This window comes from Serratia sp. BW106, assembly GCF_002607755.1.
GTDB classification, from domain to species: domain Bacteria; phylum Pseudomonadota; class Gammaproteobacteria; order Enterobacterales; family Enterobacteriaceae; genus Serratia; species Serratia proteamaculans.
Genome location: NZ_MCGS01000010.1, coordinates 38,219 through 58,403, shown reverse-complemented (window position 1 = coordinate 58,403; position 20,185 = coordinate 38,219). Strand labels below are relative to the sequence as shown.

Genomic DNA, 20,185 nt, shown 5'->3' with positions numbered 1-20,185 from the left:
CCGCACATCAGGTTGATATGAATTCAAGACAACAGACAATATTGCAATTGGTTAACGACCGCCGGCGCATCAGCGTCAGCGATTTGGCTGCCGCCACCGGCGTTTCAGAGGTGACAATCCGCCAGGATTTGAACCTGCTGGAGAAACGCAGCTATCTGAAGCGGGTACACGGCTCCGCACTGGCGCTGGAAAGTGACGACGTCGATGCGCGCATGATGTCCAACTTCACCCTCAAGCAAAAGCTGGCGCAGTATGCCGCTTCGCTGGTTAACGACGATGAAACCATCTTTATCGAAAGCGGTAGTGCCAACGCGTTGCTGGCTCGCTACATTGCCGAACGCAAGCGCATCACGTTGATCACCGTCAGCCACTATATCGCCAACCTGCTGAAAGAGACCGACTGCGAGGTGATCGTGCTGGGGGGCATGTATCAGAAAAAGAGTGAAACCGTGGTCGGCCCCTTAACGCGCCAGTGCATTCAGCAGGTTCATTTCAGCAAGGCGTTTATCGGCATTGACGGCTACCATGCGGACACCGGCTTTACCGGCCGCGATATGATGCGCGCCGACGTGGTTAATGCCGTGCTGGCGAAGGGCGTGGAAAATATTGTCCTGACCGACTCATCCAAATTTGGCCAAATCCAGCCCAATCCGCTGACTCAGCAGGGAAAAGTGCATCGGGTAATCACCGATTCGCGGCTGTCACTGGAATATCAACACCAGTTGAAACGCCAGGGAATACAGTTGGATATAGTGAACGACTAGGCGTCAGGCAAGAATATGAACGGCCGTCGATTGGCGGCCGTTCTGAAGATCACTGGCCGTAATAGGCATTTTTACCGTGCTTACGCAGGTAATGTTTATCCAGCAGCGTTTGCTGCATATTCGCCAACCCCGGCGTCAGTTGGTTTGAAAAAATCCCCATATAGGCAATCTCTTCCAACACCACCGCATTATGCACCGCGTTTTCCGCATCCTTCCCCCAGGTAAAAGGACCGTGCGAATGCACCAATACCGCAGGGACCGCGGCAGGATCCAACTGGCGTTCAGCAAAGGTTTCGACAATCACCCTGCCGGTTTCCCATTCATAGCGGCCGTTAATTTCCTCATTCCGCATCTGTCGGGTACAGGGGATATCACCATAAAAATAATCGGCGTGGGTGGTGCCCCAGGCAGGAATATCCAACCCCGCCTGCGCCCAGATAGTGGCATGGCGTGAATGAGTGTGCACAATGCCCCCGGCGGCGCCAAACTCAAGGTAAAGTACGCGGTGGGTATCACTGTCCGATGACGGTTTTTTACCTCCCTCCACGACCTTGCCGCTTTCCAGCTCCACCACCACCATGTCATCACGGGTCATCACCTCGTATTCCACCCCTGAAGGCTTGATCACCATCAGCCCTTCGCGGCGATCGACTGCGCTGACGTTACCCCAGGTAAAAGTCACCAGATGATGCCGTGGCAGGGCCAGGTTGGCCTCTAATACCTGCTGTTTGAGTTCGTTAAGCATGTGTCTGTCCCGGTTAAACCTGTTGGGAATATTGTCGGCAGACCGGCTGTTAGAGGGTATGGCGTAAATCGCTAAAGACCGCGTAGCCTTCTGCTGGAAACCGAGAACTGTGTGAGGTGAGACAATTGCCTGTAAAAGGCGGAGAAATGGACTTTAAGACTATTTACCTGTTTATCGTCAGACAGAGGCTTATAGTGGATATTGGCAGAGAGAGCGCTTCTGGCTTTTCAATTGTTCTGCCTTTAACAAAAAATGCCATTTTTTATATCGATACGCTTTGGGAGCTAATAGCAGGCCGAATTTAGGGTTCATGCCTATACTTATAGGGCACTCCCATAAGCCAATGCTAAGGAGAAGTCATTATGATGATTATCAATAAACGTTTCGCCACCGCTGCTTTGGCGCTTACACTGGCGTTTTCACTCAGCGCTTGTTCCAACATGTCCAAACGTGACCGTAACACCGCTATTGGTGCCGGCGCAGGGGCTGTAGGCGGCGCGGTGTTGACCGATGGTAGCGCACTGGGTACGCTCGGCGGGGCCGCCGTTGGGGGCATCATTGGTCATCAGGTAGGCAAATAACCTGATCGGCCACTATCTGGATACCTCTGCCGACAGGCTGGCAAAAGCGTTTGCGCTTTGACGTATTAACCATAATAAAGATTATTTCAGGTCTGTTTTACCTTCAGTCAATGGCTCATTGCCATTCACGGGTTAACGCCCGGCAGCATCACCCTATGCCATGCCGCAGCATTGCACCGCGGCATGGCAATTCACCCAGGCGATCAACCTCCCGCCAGCTTGACCTTCATTCCTTTGGCTTCCAGCAGCTGTTTTAGTAAATCGCGCTTATCGCCCTGGATCTCAATCACGCCATCCTTGAGCGAACCACCGCAGCCACACTTCTTCTTCAACTCGGCCGCCAGTTTTTCCAGTGCCGCATCATCCAGATCAACGCCCGAGATCAGGCAAACGCCCTTCCCCTTACGCCCACTGGTCTGACGCTGAATGCGCACGATGCCGTCACCCTTGTCGCGCTGTGGCTTAACCTCTTCCTGTTTGATGCGACCGCTGTCGGTGGAATAGACCAGGCGGCTGTTATCGTCCTTCATGGTCATCTCCTCAGGCCAGTGAGGCGCGAATGGCGCTCAGCGTGGCGGCAGGGTCAGCGGATTGGGTGATCGGACGCCCAATCACCATGTAGTCAACGCCCACCGCCTGAGCCTGCACCGGCGTCATGATGCGACGCTGATCGCCTGCGTCGCTGCCTTCAGGGCGGATACCCGGCGTCACCAACTGGAACTGTTGGCCACAGGCCGCTTTCAGGCGCTCGGCCTCATGCGCAGAACAGACTACGCCGTCCAGCCCGCAATCGCGAGTCAGGCGCGCCAGCCGTTCCGCCTGTTCGGCCGGAGAGAGGTCGATACCGATAGCCTGCAGATCTTCCGCTTCCATGCTGGTCAGCACGGTCACGGCGATCAACAACGGCGCCTGCGCGCCATAGGCCAGCAATGCCTCTTTGGCGGCGGTCATCATACGCGCACCGCCGCTGGCGTGAACGTTAACCATCCATACGCCCAGTTCAGCCGCTGCCGCTACCGCACGGGCGGTAGTGTTAGGAATATCGTGGAATTTCAAATCCAGGAATACGTCGAAACCGCGGTCGTGCAAATCACGCACCAGTTGCGGTCCAAACAGGGTGAACATTTCCTTGCCCACTTTTAACCGACAGTCCTGCGGATCGATACGATCGGCAAATGCCAGCGCGGCACCTTTGTCCGCGTAATCCAGCGCAACGATGATTGGCGATGATTTTAAGTCATTGTTATTAATGTTATTTTCAGACTTCATTTCTTCTACCTTCTGTAAAATGGACATAACCAGGTAACAACCCGCCAAACTGACCGCCGCATTCTACATGCCAGTCGACAGAAATCCCAGCCGCAGCGCGCGCTGCGGTTAAGTAATGTTAGCCCCTGGTTCGTCATCAAGCGTCAATATAACCCGAATGCCATTAGCCCAGACTGCGTAAAGCGCCGTAAAGATGCGTAAATTATCAATCAAATAATTTGAATAACAAGCTCAGCATTATCAGATTTTAAATCTGCGTGGATGCTTTATTATTCAACACATCGGAAGCAAACGGCTTCCAACCTAAATAAACAGACTGGAGTTTCCTATGAAAAGCATCAAATATTTTGCAGCCGCTGCCGCTATTGCCATGACCTCTTTCGCTACCTTCGCCGCTGAGCCGGTTGATCTGCAGCAGGCCACCAGCCTGACCGCCTCCGGTGTCGTCTCCGCAGGCCATGCTACTACCCTAAGCAGCCTGGAAAGCAAACTGGCCGCCAAAGCTGAAGCCCAGGGCGCCAGCAGCTACCGCATTATCTCAGCCGGTGGTAATAACATGCTGAGCGGCACCGCAGTCATCTACAAATAAGTGCTTTCGGTATGGGGCCCGGCACGCCGGGCTCTACCTCAATCCCCCCCGCCATATCGTTCATTATTCCCCCGTCACAATGTTACATAAATATTAAATTTTTATTACACACTAGACACTCACCCACGACTGGCTTAGCTTGAAGGCAATCCTCCCGCAGAAAGGCTTCAAAATGAGCGAGATATCTACACTAACGATTAAAATCCCTCTGGAACTCAAAGAAAAAATTCGTGCCATTGCCGCCGATAACCAACTTTCTCTGAGCGCTGAGGTTTGCCAACGTCTTGAACATAGCTTCGACTTCCCGGCTAAGGCGGAAAAAGCCGCTAAGAAATCGGCGGAGTTACACCATGGTGACATCGACAACCAGGGTATTGAAGAAGAGATTGAGCAACCGCTGAACCAGAAAGAATTGAAGAAGCTGCGTCAGTTGCTGAAAGGTGGCGTCAAAGCCGGCAAGAAAAAATAAAGCGCTATTCTCATAAAAAAACGGGGCTAATTTAGCCCCGTTTTTTATTGTGTATTACTGTGCGTTATTGTCCATCCAGCCCGCGGATCGGTTTAACCGATGACCAGGCTCGGCACGACGGGCAATGCCAATAAAGAGAGTGCGCGGTAAAACCGCATTTATGGCAGCGATAGCGCGGCTTGGTACGTATTTGTTCGCCAACCATATCACGCAGCAACAGCAAACTCTCTTTCGCACGGCCGTCTTCCGCATCTGCCAGGTGATAATCCATCAGGTGATAAAATACCCGCATCGTCGGGTGGCGCTGTAATTGGCGGTTGATATACACCTGCACCACATCGCGCCCTTCTTGCTGCTCAATTATTTCCGCCAGCATCAGTTCAGCGGTAGCGCCGGTATTTTCTTCCACACAACGTTTGAGGAAGTCCGACCAATCCTGCTGCTGATCCAGATGTGGATAACACTCATGCAGCATCGGCAAGGTTTCGCTAACCAGTTCTTTATCCTGATTCAGCACCCGCTTGAGCGACTCTACCGCCTTGGCGTATTCCCCCTGAGCCATATAAATGCGCCCTACCATGATCGACACCCGGGCACACTGCTTATCGGCCGAGGCCGCTCGTTTCAGCAGGCCCATTGCCTTATCGAGATCGTCACTGCCCATCGCCTGCAATGCCAGTTCGCAGTAGAAATGGGCGATCTCGATACGCTGTTTATCTTTGCCCAATTTGACCAATTTTTCCGCCACATCAATGGCTTTTTGCCAATCGCTGGTGGCCTGATGGATCACCAACAGTTGCTGTAACGCGGAAATGCGGAAATCTTCTTCACCGATTAACTGGCCGAACATATCTTCCGCGCGATCGTACATGCCGGCGGCCATATAATCGCGCCCCAGCTGTTGCACCGCCAGCAGGCGTTGTTCGAAGGTCAGAGAAGCGCTTTCCATCAGCGCCTGGTGAATGCGGATTGCACGGTCTACTTCGCCGCGCGAACGGAACAGGTTGCCCAGCGTCAGGTGGGCCTCAACGGTGTTGCTGTCCTCTTTCAACATATCCAGGAACAGATCAACCGCTTTATCCTGCTGGTTGGAGAGCAGGAAGTTAACCCCGGCCACATACTCGCGTGACAGACGGTTGGCTTCCTGTTGTTTATCCTGTTGAGCACTTCTGCGCCCCATGTACCAGCCGTACGCGGCAGCCACGGGCAACAACAGAAACAGCAGCTCTAACATAGAAGATTATTCCTTGCTGACAACGGATGGAGCTGCCGATTCAGCAGGTTGTTCAAGCTGCAGTTCCAGCCTTTTTATTTTTCGCTCAGCCCGACCCAGCGAAATGCGGGTACGCAGATAAAACAGGCCACAAATGACCCAGCCGAGAACAAAACCGGCGCCAAACAATGCCGCCAATAGGGTCGATACGCGATAGTCGCCCTGCGCAACCAGGTAATTAAAACTCACGACCTGGTCGTTATGCGCGCCCAACGTGACTGAAATCACGAAAATCACCAGAACCAACAAAAAAATCAGCAAATATTTCACATTCTTTCCCGCGATGCCGAGTTAATCGGATGAACTATGCCTATACGTGGCGTCCCTAACCTTTAAGTTAGCATTTCCCATCGTGGCAGGGAAACCCTGCGGCACGATAAAACCACATATCTGCTGGCATATTCGACAGTAAACGACGCTCCCGAACAAATTAATGAGAAAGCTTCTCAAAATAATAGATTAATAAGGATATGGGGGCATGAATAAGAATTACAACGAAGGGAAATGTAAGGGGTTAATGCGGCGCCGTATCGGCGCCGCGATAAGTGACATCGTCACCTAATGTTTATGGGTAGAACTTCTTTCTGCAATTTCCTGCTGTTCTTGCGGCGGCGGAGTCAAAGGGCCAAACCAGCGTTGTGCCAACCAACAGGCTATTGTCACCAGCAACCAACTGATCAACGTCGCCACCACCAGATCGCGCGGCCAATGCATGCCCAGCAGCAAACGACTGCCCATGACGCCCGTTGCCCATAGCATCAATACCGCCACGGTCTTATAGTGCCGACGTGGCCACAACAGCCCAACGCCCAGCAGCGCCCAACTGGCGGCAAACATGGTATGGCCGGAAGGGAATGCGAAACCAGTCTCAAACTGCCAGTGCTCACGCAACCATACCGGTACCAGAGGTTGATCTTGCAGTTGTTCTTTAACCAACGCACCCCGTTCTTTACGCTTGAGTGAGTAAAAGTACTTTTCGTCAATCTGATGGGCAGACTCCAGCCACAACACAAACGGCCGCGGCTCCTGTACCCGATCCTTGATAAAAGACTTCACCCCCTGACCAATCAGAATCGATGCGCTGAGCAGCACCAACAGACCTATCGCCGGCCGGATGCGAAAGCGCAGGCACCACAGGAACCAGGCACCGAGAATGATGCTGGTGATAATCCCCCAGGGCGAAGTGACCGTTTCGGTCAACCAATACAGACCTTTCAATAGTCGGCCATCGCCACCCGGCTGCCATTGCCAACCGGAAAGCCACGCTGCCAGCGGCATCAGCAACAGCACTATCGCGCCTGCTGCCGTGCGTTTTGCTATCTCAAACATTCCTATCGTCCTTTGCATAAACCCATTGGCAGTGTAACAATCTTGTAATATTGATAACACTCTAAAAATTAAACAGATATATAACCTAATTCAATAATACTTGGCTGAAAACACCGGATGCCGATTTGCTGAGCACCTCAGGGCAAGAAGTTATGGCAAAATAGTCGATAATTAATGAAATGCCGATCGTCGTTGCGCATTTTAATACTGGTCAGTTCACTGTGCCGGACGTAGGATGCGCAACCATGATTGAATCGGATGTATTTGTGGAGAGCAACATGCAGCTTAAACGGGTGGCAGAGGCCAAATTGCCAACACCTTGGGGCGATTTCCTGATGGTAGGATTCGAAGAACTGGCTACCGGGCACGATCATCTGGCGCTGGTGTTCGGTGATATTTCTGGCGCGACGCCGGTACTCTCACGGGTTCATTCTGAGTGTCTGACCGGTGATGCATTATTCAGCCTGCGCTGTGACTGCGGTTTTCAGTTGGAAGCGGCACTGGAGCATATCGCAGAAGAAGGTCGCGGTATTCTGCTCTACCACCGCCAGGAAGGTCGTAATATCGGTTTGTTGAATAAGATCCGCGCTTATGCGCTGCAGGACAAGGGGGCTGACACGGTAGAAGCCAACCACCAGTTGGGCTTCGCCGCTGATGAACGAGATTTCACCCTGTGTGCAGACATGTTCAAACTGCTGGGCGTGGATGCGGTGCGTTTGTTGACCAATAACCCGAAAAAGGTTGAGATCCTGACGGAAGCCGGTATTAACATTAGCGAGCGAGTGCCGTTGATCGTTGGGCGTAACCCGAAGAACGAACGTTACCTGGCGACCAAGGCCGCGAAAATGGGCCATTTACTGGACCAAGAGTAATTTCCCCCAGGGGAAAATCAGGGCGCCATGACAGGCGCCCTTTTTATTACAGCATTTTCCTGATCACATAGTGCAGGATGCCGTCATTTTCATAGTAGGTCAGCTCATTGCCGGTATCGATACGGCAACGGGTATTGACCACTTCTTTACGCCCATCGGCATAAGTGATCAGCACCGGCACATTCTGCCCCGGTTTCAGCGTTTGTAATCCGCTGACGCTAATCTGCTCATCACCACTCAGCCCCAGCGTTTTGCGTGTCACGCCCGCCGGGAACTCTAACGGCAGAATGCCCATGCCAATCAGGTTAGAACGGTGAATACGCTCAAAGGACTCGGCAATCACCACTCGTACCCCCAGCAGACGCGGCCCCTTCGCCGCCCAGTCACGGCTGGAGCCGGAACCGTATTCTTTACCGGCAATCACCGCCAGCGGTACCTGTTCCTGCTGATACTGCATCGCGGCATCGTAGATCGACAGCTGATTCTGTGACGGAATATGGCGGGTATAACCCCCTTCAACCCCCGGCACCATTTCGTTGCGGATGCGGATATTGGCAAAGGTGCCGCGCATCATCACTTCATGGTTACCACGGCGTGAGCCATAGGAGTTAAAGTCCAGTGCCGCAACGCCATGATCGCTCAGATAGCGCCCCGCCGGGCTTTCACGTTTGATATTCCCCGCTGGCGAGATATGGTCGGTAGTCACCGAGTCGGCCAGGATCGCCAGAATGCGGGCGTCCTTGATGTCTTGCACCGGATCCGGCTGCACTTTCATGGTGCTGAAGAACGGCGGATGGCGGATATAGGTGGAATCTTCCTGCCACGGATAGGTGGCCGAACCGGCAACCTGAATCGACTGCCAGTTGGCGTCACCGTCAAACACCGCACCGTATTCCTTGTGGAACATTTCGGTGCGAACTTCTTCCACCGCCTGGGCAATGTCCTGGCTGCTTGGCCAGATATCCTTCAGATAAACCGGCTTGCCGTCACGGCCTTCGCCCAGTGGGTCTTTGGACAGGTCAACCTTCATGCTGCCGGCCAGCGCATAGGCCACCACCAGCGGCGGCGAGGCCAGCCAGTTGGTTTTCACCAGCGGATGGATACGGCCTTCAAAGTTACGGTTACCGGACAACACCGCCCCCACGGTCAAGTCGCCCTCTTTAATCGCCTGCTCGATAGGATCGGGCAATGGCCCGGAGTTACCAATACAGGTGGTACAGCCATAACCCACCAGATTAAAGCCGAGCTCTTCCAGGTAGGCGGTCAGCTTGGCGCTGTCGAAATAGTCGGTCACCACTTTGGAACCCGGCGCCAACGAGGTTTTCACCCAGGGTTTGGTTTTCAGCCCTTTATTCACCGCATTTTTCGCCAGTAGACCGGCTGCCATCATCACGCTGGGGTTGGAGGTATTGGTACAGGAGGTAATGGCCGCGATAACCACAGCGCCGTTATGCAGCTCGTGTTGCTGCCCATTCAAAGTGAAAGGTTTGAATTCAGATTTACGTTGCTGGTTGCCGATTTCCAGTTCAGTTGCGGCATTGAACGCTTTAGGGACGTCGGGCAGTGCCACGCGGTCCTGCGGGCGTTTCGGCCCGGCTAGACTGGCAACCACCGTCGACATATCCAACGCCAGGGTACTGGTAAACACCGGCTCATCACCAGGGTTACGCCACATGCCCTGCACTTTGGCGTAGGCTTCCACCAATGCGATTTGTTCATCGCTGCGGCCACTCAGCTTCATATAGCCCAGCGTCACGTCGTCCACCGGGAAGAAGCCACAGGTCGCACCAAATTCTGGCGACATGTTGGCAATGGTGGCTCGGTCGGCCAGCGGCAAATCGGCCAGGCCGTCACCGTAGAACTCGACAAACTTGCCCACCACCCCGTGCTTACGCAGCATCTGGGTGACGGTCAACACCAGGTCGGTGGCGGTAATGCCTTCGCTGAGCTTACCGGTGAGTTTAAAGCCCACCACGTCCGGGATCAGCATCGACACCGGCTGGCCCAGCATCGCCGCCTCGGCCTCGATACCGCCCACGCCCCAGCCAAGAATACCCAGGCCGTTGATCATGGTGGTGTGGGAGTCGGTACCCACCAAGGTATCCGGGTAGGCAATACGCTGACCGCTTTCGTCGGTGTGCCATACCGTTTGACCAAGATATTCCAGGTTAACCTGGTGACAGATACCGGTGCCCGGCGGCACTACGCGGAAACGGTTGAAGGCTTTCTGCCCCCAGCGCAGGAAGGTATAGCGCTCGTGGTTACGCTCCATTTCGATGCGCACGTTTTCTTCAAACGCTTCGTCATCGCCGAACTCATCAACGGTGACCGAGTGGTCAATCACCAAGTCGACCGGCGACAGCGGGTTGACCTGGTCGACATTGCCACCTAATCGCTGTACCGCTTCACGCATCGCGGCTAAATCCACCACCGCGGGCACGCCGGTAAAATCCTGCATCAGTACGCGGGCCGGGCGGTAGGCAATCTCACGGTCGGCATGGCCGGTCTGCAACCAGCCAACGATAGCTTTCAGATCCTCAACCTGCACAGTGTCACCATCCACATGGCGCAGCAGGTTTTCCAACAGCACTTTCATTGATTTTGGCAGCCGGTCGATATCACCCAACTGTCTCGCTGCCAGTGGCAAACTGTAATAGCGATACTCGCTATTGAGCGCAACCAGCTTATCCATACTTGTTTCACGAAGATCGGACGACATAGCTCCTCCATTTCTTATTATGTCTAAAACAGGGTAATCACTGAGGTCTTATTTAAAGATAACACAAAGATGATGTAACGTTTTGATAACAACACGTTTTGATCATAACGATAGGCAGAAGCAATCAACTTAAAGATCTGGTGTTAGCTCAACAAGTTAACTGTGAGTGTTTAGTGAGTCCTGACAGGACGTGTACAAAATGTCACGCCGTTCCTCCGGAGATACTCTTTCCAGGCAAAGTCATGCAACCGGTGCAACCATGGGGATACCCTGTCTTGCATATCGATATCTCACTACCTGGGAAGAAAAATATGGCCGATACCAAGATCAACACCCTTGCCAACGTGGAGGCATTAAGGGTTACAGAACCAGAATCAGAGGGGCAGGTAATTCTGTTACGCGGCACTGGCGATCGCGTACTTTTTTATGTTTACAAAGCAGGTGACAACACGCCTGATGACGGCACATTAGTAGTCGTCACCACTGCTGGCAAACGCTGGCGCCTGGTTAGAGACGGCAATACGCTGCAACTTGCCTGGTTTAAGACCACCAATAATAACTGGGACAATGCAATGGATGCATTACTCAGCCATGCTTCGACTATGAATGGGAACGTAGCCAAAATCGTGTTTCCGCGTGGAACATTAAACTTTAAAAAACCGATAGTGCTGGATTACAGCAAAGACTGGTTTTTGGAAGGACAAGGCGGACATGGCGCTTCGGGTACCGTACTCGATTTTAATATTCCGCGCAGCGCCGGCTACGGCAACTATGGCGCAATTCATTGTTGGGGCGAAAACTTCGGATTCCAGCAACTCACTCTACGCAGCCTGATGGTGCAAGGGATTGGCACCAGTATTGTTGACCCCACCCAAGACGAAAAAGGCCGGGCATATTGCCACGGCGTTTATTGCCGCACCACGGCCACCCTGTGGGAGGATGTCGCTATACAAAATTTCCGAGGTTCAGCGTTGTATCTCGACAATGCCTTCGATAACAACTTCAATCGTGTTTCCGTCTTTGCCTCTGGTCGAATGAAAGACGGTTACAGCTACACCAACCTTGAAGATATCGCTAATCCGGATGCGACCGCTTACCCACCGCTACTGATCATGAGCACCCGCCCTGGCGACCAAAGCAATTTTAATCGCTTTTTTGACGGTTCTTTCGAACTGAACAATGTTACGCCATTCGTTGAGGTTCGTGGCGGCATTCAAATGCACTTTACGCGGATCCATGCTGAACGCCCTGGCGGCAGTCTGGCCGAAGGTCATTGGCCCCTGGGGACTTTTATCAAGGTCGGGGGGGAAGTGTGGCTAACCGAATGCGGTATTAGCAATTTCACACGAGCGGTTTCGTATGGCCCATACGCTCAAATGGTAATCAACGGTTGTAACCGCCTTTCAGGTGATATTTATCCTTACGATACGACGACTGTTGGTAATGGTCGCATCAAACTCGATAACACCATCTGCAATGGCCTATACATATCAGGTAATATTCAGGGGGATTATCAGATTAGCAACAGTGTACTGAACTACCTAAGAACGGTGGTGATGTCAGGATCAACCCTGGTTACCAACAGCAGAATTAATGGTGATGTCACGGTCGCAGCAGCAGCAGGCGCACCTTTGGGGTCTGCCGGCGGCCTCAAGATTAGCAATAGCCAGATTACCGGTAGCCTTATCGCTGGAGCGACGGCGCAGCGAGTCAGCGTTGCCGGGTGTCATATATTTGGCGATCTCACGCTGCCGGGTGCCAACTGCAGCGCAGTGCATAACGTGGTGATAGGGCAAGAATCCATTGCGGCCACGGGAAATAATATCAGCATCGGCAAAACCTCTCCGGCCATTATTTATGTTGATAACAGCTATGCCGAAATCAGCGGCATCATTCAAAAAGGCACGCTAATTCTGAAACGCGAGTCGCTAGCAAACCAGTCACCTGGATGGATGTGTACGTTTAGTGGGGCTAACGGCTCAGGATTGAAAGTGGCGCAATTAGCCGCGCTGGGGGCGGAAGTTTGATATGCAGGCCGCCCTGGCTATTCACAGGGCGGCCTATATGACGAGGGATCATGCGGGTTATATTGGTCCGCCATCCTGCTATCAGCCATTAATCTAACGGCTTACTTCTCTGGTAGCAAAATGTCCTTGAACATCGCTTCGATCTCTTCGTTGGAACGCAACGCAACGGCACTGTCGACCACGTCACGCGTCAGGTGTGGCGCGAAACGCTGGATGAAATCGTACATGTAACTGCGCAGGAAAGTGCTGCGACGGAAACCGATTTTGGTGGTGCTGTAGGTGAAGATATCGCGTGCATCCACCGTCACCAGGTCTGGATCCTGTACCGGATCCACGGCCATGCTGGCAATCACACCTACCCCAAGCCCCAGACGTACGTAAGTTTTAATCACGTCAGCATCGGTCGCAGTGAAGACGATGCGTGGCGTCAGGCCGGCGCGGTTAAACGCGGTATCCAGTTCGGAACGGCCGGTGAAGCCAAAGGTATAGGTAACGATCGGGTAAGCCGCCAACTCTTCAATGGTGATGTGGCTTTTACCGGCCAAGGGGTGATCGGGCTTCACTACCACCGCACGATTCCAGTGATAGCAAGGCAGCATGATTAAATCGTCGTAGAGATGCAGTGCTTCGGTGGCAATGGCAAAGTCTGCGGTACCTTTGGATACGGCCTCAGCGATTTGCGTCGGCGACCCTTGATGCATGTGCAGCGAGACACGCGGATAACGTTCAATAAAACCTTTAATCACGTTAGGCAAAGCATAACGCGCCTGGGTATGGGTGGTGGCCACATACAGTGAACCTTTATCCGGGTAGGTATGCTCGCCGGCGACGGCTTTGATGGCATCCACTTTGGACAGAACTTCACGCGCAATACGGATAATTTCCAAACCTGCCGGCGTCACCTGAGTCAGGTGTTTACCGCTTCGGGCGAAAATCTGGATACCCAGTTCATCTTCCAGCATCCGCACCTGCTTGCTGATACCGGGTTGTGAGGTGTAAAGCCCTTCTGCCGTCGAGGAGACATTCAGGTTGTGGTTAACCACTTCCACGATGTAACGAAGCTGCTGCAATTTCATATCTTATACCATCCTAGGTTAAACACTGCGTTGAGCCGCAGCCAGGTATATCGGTGTCGCCCCGGTATGCTGAAAAGTAACAAGCCATAAACACCGTGTTTCACCCAGACGCTGAAGAAACCGCCGCTGTTAATAAGCTTTAATCATAAAAAAACTTTTTATATAACCACTATAACACGCTACAGCTTCAAGTATAGATCCACGTCACACTGTGGTAACGATTATTTTGCATTGCTATCAAGGTGAAACTCTGGCCCCAGGAGGGAAAAAGCAGCAAAGGATAGATCCGTTCGCCCCCTTTCGCCAATAAAAAAACCAGCCACATGGGCTGGTTTTTTATGTTGCATTCAGGCTGCAAATTTACTTTTTGCCTTCAACCCATTTGCCATCTACGTAGAAAGCGGACCAGCCGGTGGCTTTGCCGTCCTTCTCTGAAGAGACATACTGCTGTTTGGTTTTACGGCTGAAACGCACCATGGTTTTGTTGCCTTCCGCATCGGCCACCGGCGCATCCGCCAGATAGCGCAGTTTTTCAGGCAGACGATCCTTGAAGCGGGCCAGTTCTTCCACCAACGGCGCGCGGGTCTCGCGCGATTTAGGGAAGGTATTAGCCGCCAGGAACACACCGGCAGCGCCGTCACGCAGAACAAAGTAAGCGTCCGACTTTTCGCATGGCAGTTCCGGCAATGGAACCGGATCTTCCTTCGGTGGTGCAACATCACCATTACGCAGGATCTTGCGGGTATTTTTACAGGTCTCGTTGGTGCAACCCATGTACTTGCCGAAGCGCCCCATTTTCAGGTGCATTTCAGAACCACACTTATCGCACTCAACCACAGGACCGTCATACCCTTTCAGGCGGAACTCGCCCTCTTCGATCTCATAGCCGTCACACGCCGGGTTATTACCACACACGTGCAGCTTGCGTTGATTATCGATCAGGTAGCTGTCCATCGCCGTACCGCACTTCTGGCAACGACGGCGGGCACGCAACGCGTTGGTTTCCGCGTCATCCCCTTCGAGAATGTTCAGCACTTCCGTTTCCGGCACCAGGTTAATGGTGGTTTTACAACGTTCCTTCGGCGGCAACGCATAGCCGGAGCAACCCAGGAACACGCCGGTACTGGCAGTACGGATACCCATCTTGCGTCCGCAGGTTGGGCAATCGATGCTGGTCATCACCATCTGATTCGGGCGCATGCCGCCTTCTTCTGGCTCTTTCTCCGCCGTTTCCAGCTGTTCGCTGAACTCGGCAAAGAACTCATCCAGCACCGCTTTCCACTCGGCCTGGTTGTTCGCTACCTGGTCCAGGCCGTTTTCCATGCGTGCGGTGAAGTCATAGTTCATCAGCTCACGGAAGTTTTCTTCCAGACGGTCGGTAACGATCTCACCCATTTTCTCGGCGTAGAAACGGCGGCTTTCGACCCGCACATAGCCACGATCCTGAATGGTCGAGATGATCGAAGCGTAGGTCGATGGACGGCCGATACCGCGTTTTTCCAACTCTTTTACCAATGACGCTTCGCTGTAACGCGCAGGCGGCTTGGTGAAGTGTTGGCTTGGGATCAGCTTCTGCAGTTCCAGATCGCTGCCTACTTCAACGTATGGCAAGGTGCGGTCTTCATCACCCTTGCGCAGAGCAGGCATCACTTTGGTCCAGCCATCGAAACGCAGCGTACGGCCTTTGGCACGCAACTGGTAATCAGCGGCTTTCACCGACAGCGTGGTGGAGTCGTACTGCGCCGGTGTCATCTGACAGGCGACAAACTGGCGCCAAATCAGCTGATACAGTTTTTGCGCATCCGCTTCCATATCTTTCAACTGCTCGGCCAGCACGTTCACATCCGACGGACGGATAGCTTCGTGTGCTTCCTGCGAGTTTTCTTTGCTGCTGTACTGATTCGGGGCTTTCGGCAGGTACTTGTCGCCGAAGTTGTCGCCGATGTAACCACGCACCATCTCGAGCGCATCCTGGCTCAGGTTGGTGGAGTCGGTACGCATATAGGTGATGTGACCCGCTTCATACAGCCGCTGGGCCATCATCATGGTTTTCTTCACGCCAAAGCTCAGACGGGTACTGGCCGCCTGCTGCAAGGTGGAAGTGATGTAAGGCGCACCCGGCTTGCTGCTGGTCGGTTTGTCTTCGCGATCCAGCACCGTATAACGGGCTTTCTCCAGCAGTTTGAGCGCGGCGTGGGTCTGCTCACGGTTAACCGGTTTGAACGGTTTGTCGTGGGCATGTGTCACTTCCATCTGCAGCGCGGTATCACCTTTCGCCAACAGATCGGCATGCAACTCCCAGTACTCTTCCGGCACGAAGGCTTTGATGTCGCGCTCACGCTCCACCACCAGTCGAACCGCAACGGATTGCACTCGCCCGGCGGACAGGCCACGGGCAATTTTTTTCCACAGCAGCGGCGAAACCATGTAACCCACCACGCGGTCCATAAAGCGACGCGCCTGCTGAGCGTTAACACGATCGATATTCAGTTCACCGGGCTGTTTGAACGCATTTTGGATCGCGTTCTTGGTAATTTCGTTAAACACCACGCGGCTAAAGCGTTTGTCGTCACCCCCGATAACTTCCCGCAGGTGCCAGGCAATGGCTTCCCCTTCGCGGTCAAGGTCGGTTGCGAGATAAATGTGGTCGGCGTTTTCCGCTAACGACTTTAACTCGGCGACAACTTTTTCTTTACCCGGCAGGATTTCGTATTGCGCTTTCCAGCCATGGTAAGGATCGACACCCATGCGATTTACCAGCGCCGTCGTCGGATCTTTTTTAACTTTCTTCTTGGCTTTGTCTTCGGTTGAGTCAGCGCTCTTTTTGCTGGCTGAGCCACTGGTCGGCAAATCACGGATATGACCGACGCTGGACTTCACCACGTAGTCATTACCTAAATATTTATTAATAGTTTTGGCTTTTGCCGGGGACTCAACTATTACGAGAGCTTTACCCATATTTACCTTTACCTAATTTTATTTCTTCTAAAAAGAAGTCTTTTATCTCGCCGTGCCGCAGCGATTCATATCTCTTTTTTATATTGCGGCAGTCTGGCAAGAGATCAACATGTTTTTTTCTATCGGCTGTTTAACTGCTCAACCTGAACGCAAGTTGTTGATCCTGCCTACTATTCACTCATGCCCCAGAAGTACGGCAGTGTGAAACTCATTCATGGCGTAAACAAAACCTTCCACCCGACGCCGCAAAATCCCACACTGTACCTGATAAAAAGCGTCACGCAACCTAATTAGCACGGAAAGGCAGATTTCGCCAATCGGCAGATAGTGCTAGCCATCCAGACGGCAAATAAACCTTAGTCTGTTTGCGGATAAATGCGAACTGGCGTTAGAATATGTGCAGAATTTTTCATTGGAGTGTAATAAATGCGCACTGATACCTCACCTATTGCTCGCGAAGCCCTGCTGGAAGAAGCAAATAAACTTATTCGCCAGCATGATGAATATCTGCATGGTATGGTTGCCACTGATGTTGAACAAAAAGGCAGCGTTTTAGTTTTCCGCGGTGAATTCTTTTTGGATCCGGATGGATTGCCAACGATAAAAACTACCGCTGTATTTAATATGTTTAAACACTTGGCCCACGTGTTTTCTGATAAATACCATTTGGTCGATTAAGCATTAAAAAAGGGGGCCATGGCCCCCTTGATGTTTAAACATTCGGTTAAAGCAGTGGCTTTTCACCCCGCTGCCACCAGCGTAACAGCAGACGATCGACGCTTTCCGCCGCACTGCTGGTAAAACGGTCCATCATGCGTTTACGGCGTGCATAGCGCACCCCGACCACCTCGTGGTTTTCCATTTCAGCAATCAACAAATCATCACTGGTGCCAATGGCATCAATCAGCCCTTTGTCTTTCGCCTGAGTGCCGAACCAATGCTCACCGGTCGCCACGCTATCGATATCCAGCGATGGACGCTGTTGATGAACAAACTGTTTAAACAGCTCGTGGGTGTCGTTCAAATCTTCACGGAATTTCTCACGCCCCTGCTCGGTATTTTCGCCAAACAATGTCAGCGTGCGTTTGAACTCACCGGCGGTGTGCAGCTCTACATCAATATCATTCTTTTTCAGCAAGCGATGGAAGTTAGGGATTTGCGCCACGACGCCAATGGAACCGATGATGGCAAAGGGGGCTGCAACGATGCGATCTGCCACGCAGGCCATCATATAACCGCCGCTGGCCGCCACTTTATCGACCGCAACCGTCAGGCGAATGCCACCGGTACGCAAACGTGCCAGTTGCGATGACGCCAGGCCGTAGCCGTGCACCACCCCACCAGGGCTTTCCAAGCGCAGCAACACTTCATCCTGCGGCGTCGCTACTGCCAATACCGCCGAAATTTCCTCACGCAGTGAAGTCACTTCATGGGCATCCATGCTGCCTTTGAAATCCAGTACGTACAGGCAAGGTTTGGTGGCTTCAACCGCACCGGCTTTGGCACGCTGTTTCTTCAGTTTATCGTCGGCCTTGGTCTGCTTTTTAAACTGTTTGCTCCAGGCCTTTTGTTCCGCATCGCCCATGCGCGCCAGCCGCATATCACGCTGCATGTCGCGATATTGTTCGCCGAGGTCAGTCAACTGCAGTTCCCCTTTCTGGCGGTTCTTGCGTTGCCCCAGGCTGACCGCCAGCAACGCCAGCGCGGCGATAGCAATCACTACCGTCGCGACTTTGGCCAAAAACAGGCCATAAACAGATATAAACTCCACAGATTCCGCCTTTATTAACAGGTTGTTAGTATGATCTCATTCATTCTAGCCAACCGACGCGGTGGCTGTCGCGGCTAAATAAAAAATCCTTGTGATACCTTTTTACTATGTGGGCACATTTGGGCTTAACCAAGCCGCTGCTGTTCCCTTTTTGTTACAAAAGAATGACGATTCTGCTGCCTAATCATTGAAAATACGATCCATTTAAGGCATATAACACGGATTATTCATCAACATGATGATCCAAATTCGCTGCGGGGCCCTGCATGCGGTCGAGCCTTAGCTCCTGTCATGGCCCCTCAATCCACACCCCTCCCCGATGCAAGCGGGAGACCAGCCACCAAGGCGCGAGGAATTATTGTGCATTACCAACCTAAACAAGATCTGCTGGAAAAACGTATCATTTTGGTCACCGGCGCCGGTGACGGCATCGGTCGCGAAGCGGCACTCACTTACGCCAAATTTGGCGCACAGCTGGTGCTGTTGGGGCGTACCGAAAGCAAGTTGCAGGCGGTACAAGCCGAGATCGCAAAACTCAGCAGTGCGCCAACCTACATCATCACGCTGGATCTGCTGCATACCACCCAGGAGCAGTGCCAACAGGTGGCCCAAGAATTAGCAACTCATGTCCCACGCCTCGACGGCGTGCTGCATAACGCCGGTCTGCTGGGTGATATCGCTCCCATGGCCGGGCTGTCGATGGCAATGTGGAATGAGGTGATGCAGGTGAACGTCAACGCGACCTTTATGCTCACTCAGGCGCTGCTGCCATTGCTGCTGAAATCCAACGCCGGATCGCTGGTCTTTACCAGTTCCAGCGTCGGCCGTACCGGACGTGCCAACTGGGGTGCCTATGCGGTGTCCAAGTTCGCCACCGAGGGCATGATGCAGGTGTTGGCCGATGAATACAAAAGTCGCCATCTTCGGGTAAATTGCATCAATCCTGGTGGAACACGCACCCAAATGCGCGCATCAGCCTTCCCGCACGAAGACAAAAGCAAGCTAAAAACCCCGGCTGATATTATGCCGCTTTACCTCTATCTGATGGGCGATGACAGCCGCCGTAAAACCGGCATGAGCTTCGATGCCCAGCCAAACCGTAAACCCGGCGCCGCCGAATAAAAGGGGCTTTATCATGGCTGAAGATCGTCACCAACAACGCCAGCAGCGCCTGAAAGAACAGGTCGATGCCCGCATCGCTGCGGCTCAGGATGCACGGGGTTTACTGCTGGTTTTCACCGGTAACGGCAAGGGCAAGACTACCGCAGCATTTGGCACTCTGACTCGCGCTGTCGGCCACGGGATGAAAGCCGCCGTCATTCAGTTCATCAAGGGAGAGTGGCCGAACGGCGAAAAGAATCTGCTGCAGCAGCACGGCGTTGAGTTTCAGGTGATGGCCACCGGTTTTACCTGGGAAACCCAGGATAAAGCCAGCGATACCGCCGCTTGTCAGGCCGTATGGCAACACGGCAAGCGTATGTTGGCCGACAGCAGCCTGGATCTGGTACTACTGGACGAACTGACCTACATGGTCAGCTACGGGTACCTTGAGCTGGATGAGCTGCTGGAGGCGCTACGACAACGCCCTGCACACCAGACGGTGATTATCACCGGGCGAGGATGCCATAGAGATCTGTTGGAGCTGGCGGATACGGTCACGGAGATGCGACCGGTGAAACACGCATTTGACGCGGGTATCAAGGCACAACAGGGAATTGACTGGTAACGCAAAGAAAACGCCGC

Annotated in this window: 19 protein-coding genes; 9 read left to right on the top strand and 10 right to left on the bottom strand. The window is 53.0% G+C overall.

Annotated features, from left to right (window positions below; all coding sequences use genetic code 11):
- The first annotated feature begins 17 nt into the window (after positions 1–17).
- Positions 18–764: a DNA-binding transcriptional regulator YciT gene (locus BEI65_RS08065; protein ID WP_099062875.1), complete on the top strand. Its 747-nt coding sequence runs from the start codon at positions 18–20 to the stop codon at positions 762–764.
- Positions 765–813: 49 nt separating this feature from the next.
- On the opposite strand, the gene araD is transcribed toward BEI65_RS08065, so the two are convergent.
- Positions 814–1,509, bottom strand: coding sequence for an L-ribulose-5-phosphate 4-epimerase (gene araD, locus BEI65_RS08060; RefSeq protein WP_099062874.1), 696 nt, complete (start codon positions 1,507–1,509; stop codon positions 814–816).
- A 362-nt stretch (positions 1,510–1,871) separates the two neighbouring features.
- On the opposite strand from araD, the gene osmB reads away from it, so the two are divergent.
- Positions 1,872–2,090, top strand: a complete 219-nt coding sequence (gene osmB / locus BEI65_RS08055) for an osmotically-inducible lipoprotein OsmB (RefSeq protein WP_004945176.1) — start codon at positions 1,872–1,874, stop codon at positions 2,088–2,090.
- Positions 2,091–2,293: 203 nt separating this feature from the next.
- Here the strand turns inward: osmB and yciH are convergent, their stop codons facing one another.
- Positions 2,294–2,620 (bottom strand): stress response translation initiation inhibitor YciH, encoded by a 327-nt coding sequence (gene yciH / locus BEI65_RS08050; RefSeq protein ID WP_099062873.1) that lies wholly within the window; start codon positions 2,618–2,620, stop codon positions 2,294–2,296.
- 10 nt (positions 2,621–2,630) lie between these two features.
- Complete coding sequence (gene pyrF, locus BEI65_RS08045; protein ID WP_099062872.1) at positions 2,631–3,359, bottom strand: orotidine-5'-phosphate decarboxylase; 729 nt, start codon at positions 3,357–3,359, stop codon at positions 2,631–2,633.
- 328 nt (positions 3,360–3,687) lie between these two features.
- Here pyrF and BEI65_RS08040 point away from each other — a divergent pair, with 328 nt between their 5' ends.
- On the top strand, positions 3,688–3,948 hold the full coding sequence (locus tag BEI65_RS08040; protein WP_085117030.1) for a YdgH/BhsA/McbA-like domain containing protein: 261 nt from the start codon (positions 3,688–3,690) through the stop codon (positions 3,946–3,948).
- 172 nt (positions 3,949–4,120) lie between these two features.
- Entirely contained in the window at positions 4,121–4,417 is a 297-nt protein-coding gene (locus tag BEI65_RS08035; protein ID WP_099062871.1) for an Arc family DNA-binding protein, read from the top strand.
- Between the two features lie 64 nt (positions 4,418–4,481).
- Here BEI65_RS08035 and lapB read toward each other — a convergent pair whose 3' ends face one another.
- From lapB to pgpB, 3 genes are all read right to left on the bottom strand, one after another.
- Positions 4,482–5,651, bottom strand: coding sequence for a lipopolysaccharide assembly protein LapB (lapB, locus tag BEI65_RS08030; RefSeq protein ID WP_099062870.1), 1,170 nt, complete (start codon positions 5,649–5,651; stop codon positions 4,482–4,484).
- 6 nt (positions 5,652–5,657) lie between these two features.
- Positions 5,658–5,960, bottom strand: a complete 303-nt coding sequence (locus tag BEI65_RS08025; protein WP_085117032.1) for a LapA family protein — start codon at positions 5,958–5,960, stop codon at positions 5,658–5,660.
- A 288-nt stretch (positions 5,961–6,248) separates the two neighbouring features.
- A complete protein-coding gene (gene pgpB / locus BEI65_RS08020) occupies positions 6,249–7,019 on the bottom strand; it encodes a phosphatidylglycerophosphatase B (RefSeq protein ID WP_099062869.1) in 771 nt (256 codons plus the stop codon).
- 278 nt (positions 7,020–7,297) lie between these two features.
- Between pgpB and ribA the strand changes: the two genes are divergently transcribed.
- Positions 7,298–7,891 carry a GTP cyclohydrolase II gene (gene ribA, locus BEI65_RS08015; RefSeq protein ID WP_085117134.1) on the top strand — a complete coding sequence of 198 codons (594 nt, stop codon included), beginning with the start codon at positions 7,298–7,300 and terminating at the stop codon, positions 7,889–7,891.
- 46 nt (positions 7,892–7,937) lie between these two features.
- On the opposite strand, the gene acnA is transcribed toward ribA, so the two are convergent.
- Positions 7,938–10,610 carry an aconitate hydratase AcnA gene (gene acnA / locus BEI65_RS08010; RefSeq protein WP_099062868.1) on the bottom strand — a complete coding sequence of 891 codons (2,673 nt, stop codon included), beginning with the start codon at positions 10,608–10,610 and terminating at the stop codon, positions 7,938–7,940.
- Between the two features lie 242 nt (positions 10,611–10,852).
- Here acnA and BEI65_RS08005 point away from each other — a divergent pair, with 242 nt between their 5' ends.
- Positions 10,853–12,637: a hypothetical protein gene (locus BEI65_RS08005; protein ID WP_157765437.1), complete on the top strand. Its 1,785-nt coding sequence runs from the start codon at positions 10,853–10,855 to the stop codon at positions 12,635–12,637.
- 101 nt (positions 12,638–12,738) lie between these two features.
- Here BEI65_RS08005 and cysB read toward each other — a convergent pair whose 3' ends face one another.
- Positions 12,739–13,713, bottom strand: a complete 975-nt coding sequence (cysB, locus tag BEI65_RS08000; RefSeq protein ID WP_085117036.1) for an HTH-type transcriptional regulator CysB — start codon at positions 13,711–13,713, stop codon at positions 12,739–12,741.
- Between the two features lie 360 nt (positions 13,714–14,073).
- Positions 14,074–16,671 (bottom strand): type I DNA topoisomerase, encoded by a 2,598-nt coding sequence (gene topA / locus BEI65_RS07995; RefSeq protein ID WP_099062866.1) that lies wholly within the window; start codon positions 16,669–16,671, stop codon positions 14,074–14,076.
- 426 nt (positions 16,672–17,097) lie between these two features.
- Here topA and BEI65_RS07990 point away from each other — a divergent pair, with 426 nt between their 5' ends.
- Positions 17,098–17,349, top strand: coding sequence for a YciN family protein (locus tag BEI65_RS07990; RefSeq protein ID WP_099062865.1), 252 nt, complete (start codon positions 17,098–17,100; stop codon positions 17,347–17,349).
- A 46-nt stretch (positions 17,350–17,395) separates the two neighbouring features.
- Here BEI65_RS07990 and sohB read toward each other — a convergent pair whose 3' ends face one another.
- A complete protein-coding gene (gene sohB, locus BEI65_RS07985; RefSeq protein ID WP_099062864.1) occupies positions 17,396–18,442 on the bottom strand; it encodes a protease SohB in 1,047 nt (348 codons plus the stop codon).
- Between the two features lie 360 nt (positions 18,443–18,802).
- On the opposite strand from sohB, the gene BEI65_RS07980 reads away from it, so the two are divergent.
- Both BEI65_RS07980 and cobO read left to right on the top strand, forming a co-directional pair.
- Positions 18,803–19,564: a YciK family oxidoreductase gene (locus BEI65_RS07980; RefSeq protein ID WP_099062863.1), complete on the top strand. Its 762-nt coding sequence runs from the start codon at positions 18,803–18,805 to the stop codon at positions 19,562–19,564.
- 13 nt (positions 19,565–19,577) lie between these two features.
- Positions 19,578–20,168, top strand: coding sequence for a cob(I)yrinic acid a,c-diamide adenosyltransferase (cobO, locus tag BEI65_RS07975; RefSeq protein WP_099062862.1), 591 nt, complete (start codon positions 19,578–19,580; stop codon positions 20,166–20,168).
- The last annotated feature ends 17 nt before the right edge of the window (positions 20,169–20,185 follow it).

What these genes read in the sequence shown, in the direction of transcription:
- pgpB (WP_099062869.1), bottom strand. Translation starts at nt 7,019, where the DNA reads ATGTTTGAGATAGCAAAACGCACGGCAGCAGGCGCGATAGTGCTGTTG.
- BEI65_RS07990 (WP_099062865.1), top strand. Translation starts at nt 17,098, where the DNA reads ATGCGCACTGATACCTCACCTATTGCTCGCGAAGCCCTGCTGGAAGAA.
- BEI65_RS08040 (WP_085117030.1), top strand. Translation starts at nt 3,688, where the DNA reads ATGAAAAGCATCAAATATTTTGCAGCCGCTGCCGCTATTGCCATGACC.
- BEI65_RS08005 (WP_157765437.1), top strand. Translation starts at nt 10,853, where the DNA reads ATGCAACCGGTGCAACCATGGGGATACCCTGTCTTGCATATCGATATC.
- araD (WP_099062874.1), bottom strand. Translation starts at nt 1,509, where the DNA reads ATGCTTAACGAACTCAAACAGCAGGTATTAGAGGCCAACCTGGCCCTG.
- BEI65_RS08035 (WP_099062871.1), top strand. Translation starts at nt 4,121, where the DNA reads ATGAGCGAGATATCTACACTAACGATTAAAATCCCTCTGGAACTCAAA.
- lapB (WP_099062870.1), bottom strand. Translation starts at nt 5,651, where the DNA reads ATGTTAGAGCTGCTGTTTCTGTTGTTGCCCGTGGCTGCCGCGTACGGC.
- yciH (WP_099062873.1), bottom strand. Translation starts at nt 2,620, where the DNA reads ATGAAGGACGATAACAGCCGCCTGGTCTATTCCACCGACAGCGGTCGC.
- acnA (WP_099062868.1), bottom strand. Translation starts at nt 10,610, where the DNA reads ATGTCGTCCGATCTTCGTGAAACAAGTATGGATAAGCTGGTTGCGCTC.
- osmB (WP_004945176.1), top strand. Translation starts at nt 1,872, where the DNA reads ATGATGATTATCAATAAACGTTTCGCCACCGCTGCTTTGGCGCTTACA.
- BEI65_RS08065 (WP_099062875.1), top strand. Translation starts at nt 18, where the DNA reads ATGAATTCAAGACAACAGACAATATTGCAATTGGTTAACGACCGCCGG.
- topA (WP_099062866.1), bottom strand. Translation starts at nt 16,671, where the DNA reads ATGGGTAAAGCTCTCGTAATAGTTGAGTCCCCGGCAAAAGCCAAAACT.
- cysB (WP_085117036.1), bottom strand. Translation starts at nt 13,713, where the DNA reads ATGAAATTGCAGCAGCTTCGTTACATCGTGGAAGTGGTTAACCACAAC.
- ribA (WP_085117134.1), top strand. Translation starts at nt 7,298, where the DNA reads ATGCAGCTTAAACGGGTGGCAGAGGCCAAATTGCCAACACCTTGGGGC.
- cobO (WP_099062862.1), top strand. Translation starts at nt 19,578, where the DNA reads ATGGCTGAAGATCGTCACCAACAACGCCAGCAGCGCCTGAAAGAACAG.
- pyrF (WP_099062872.1), bottom strand. Translation starts at nt 3,359, where the DNA reads ATGAAGTCTGAAAATAACATTAATAACAATGACTTAAAATCATCGCCA.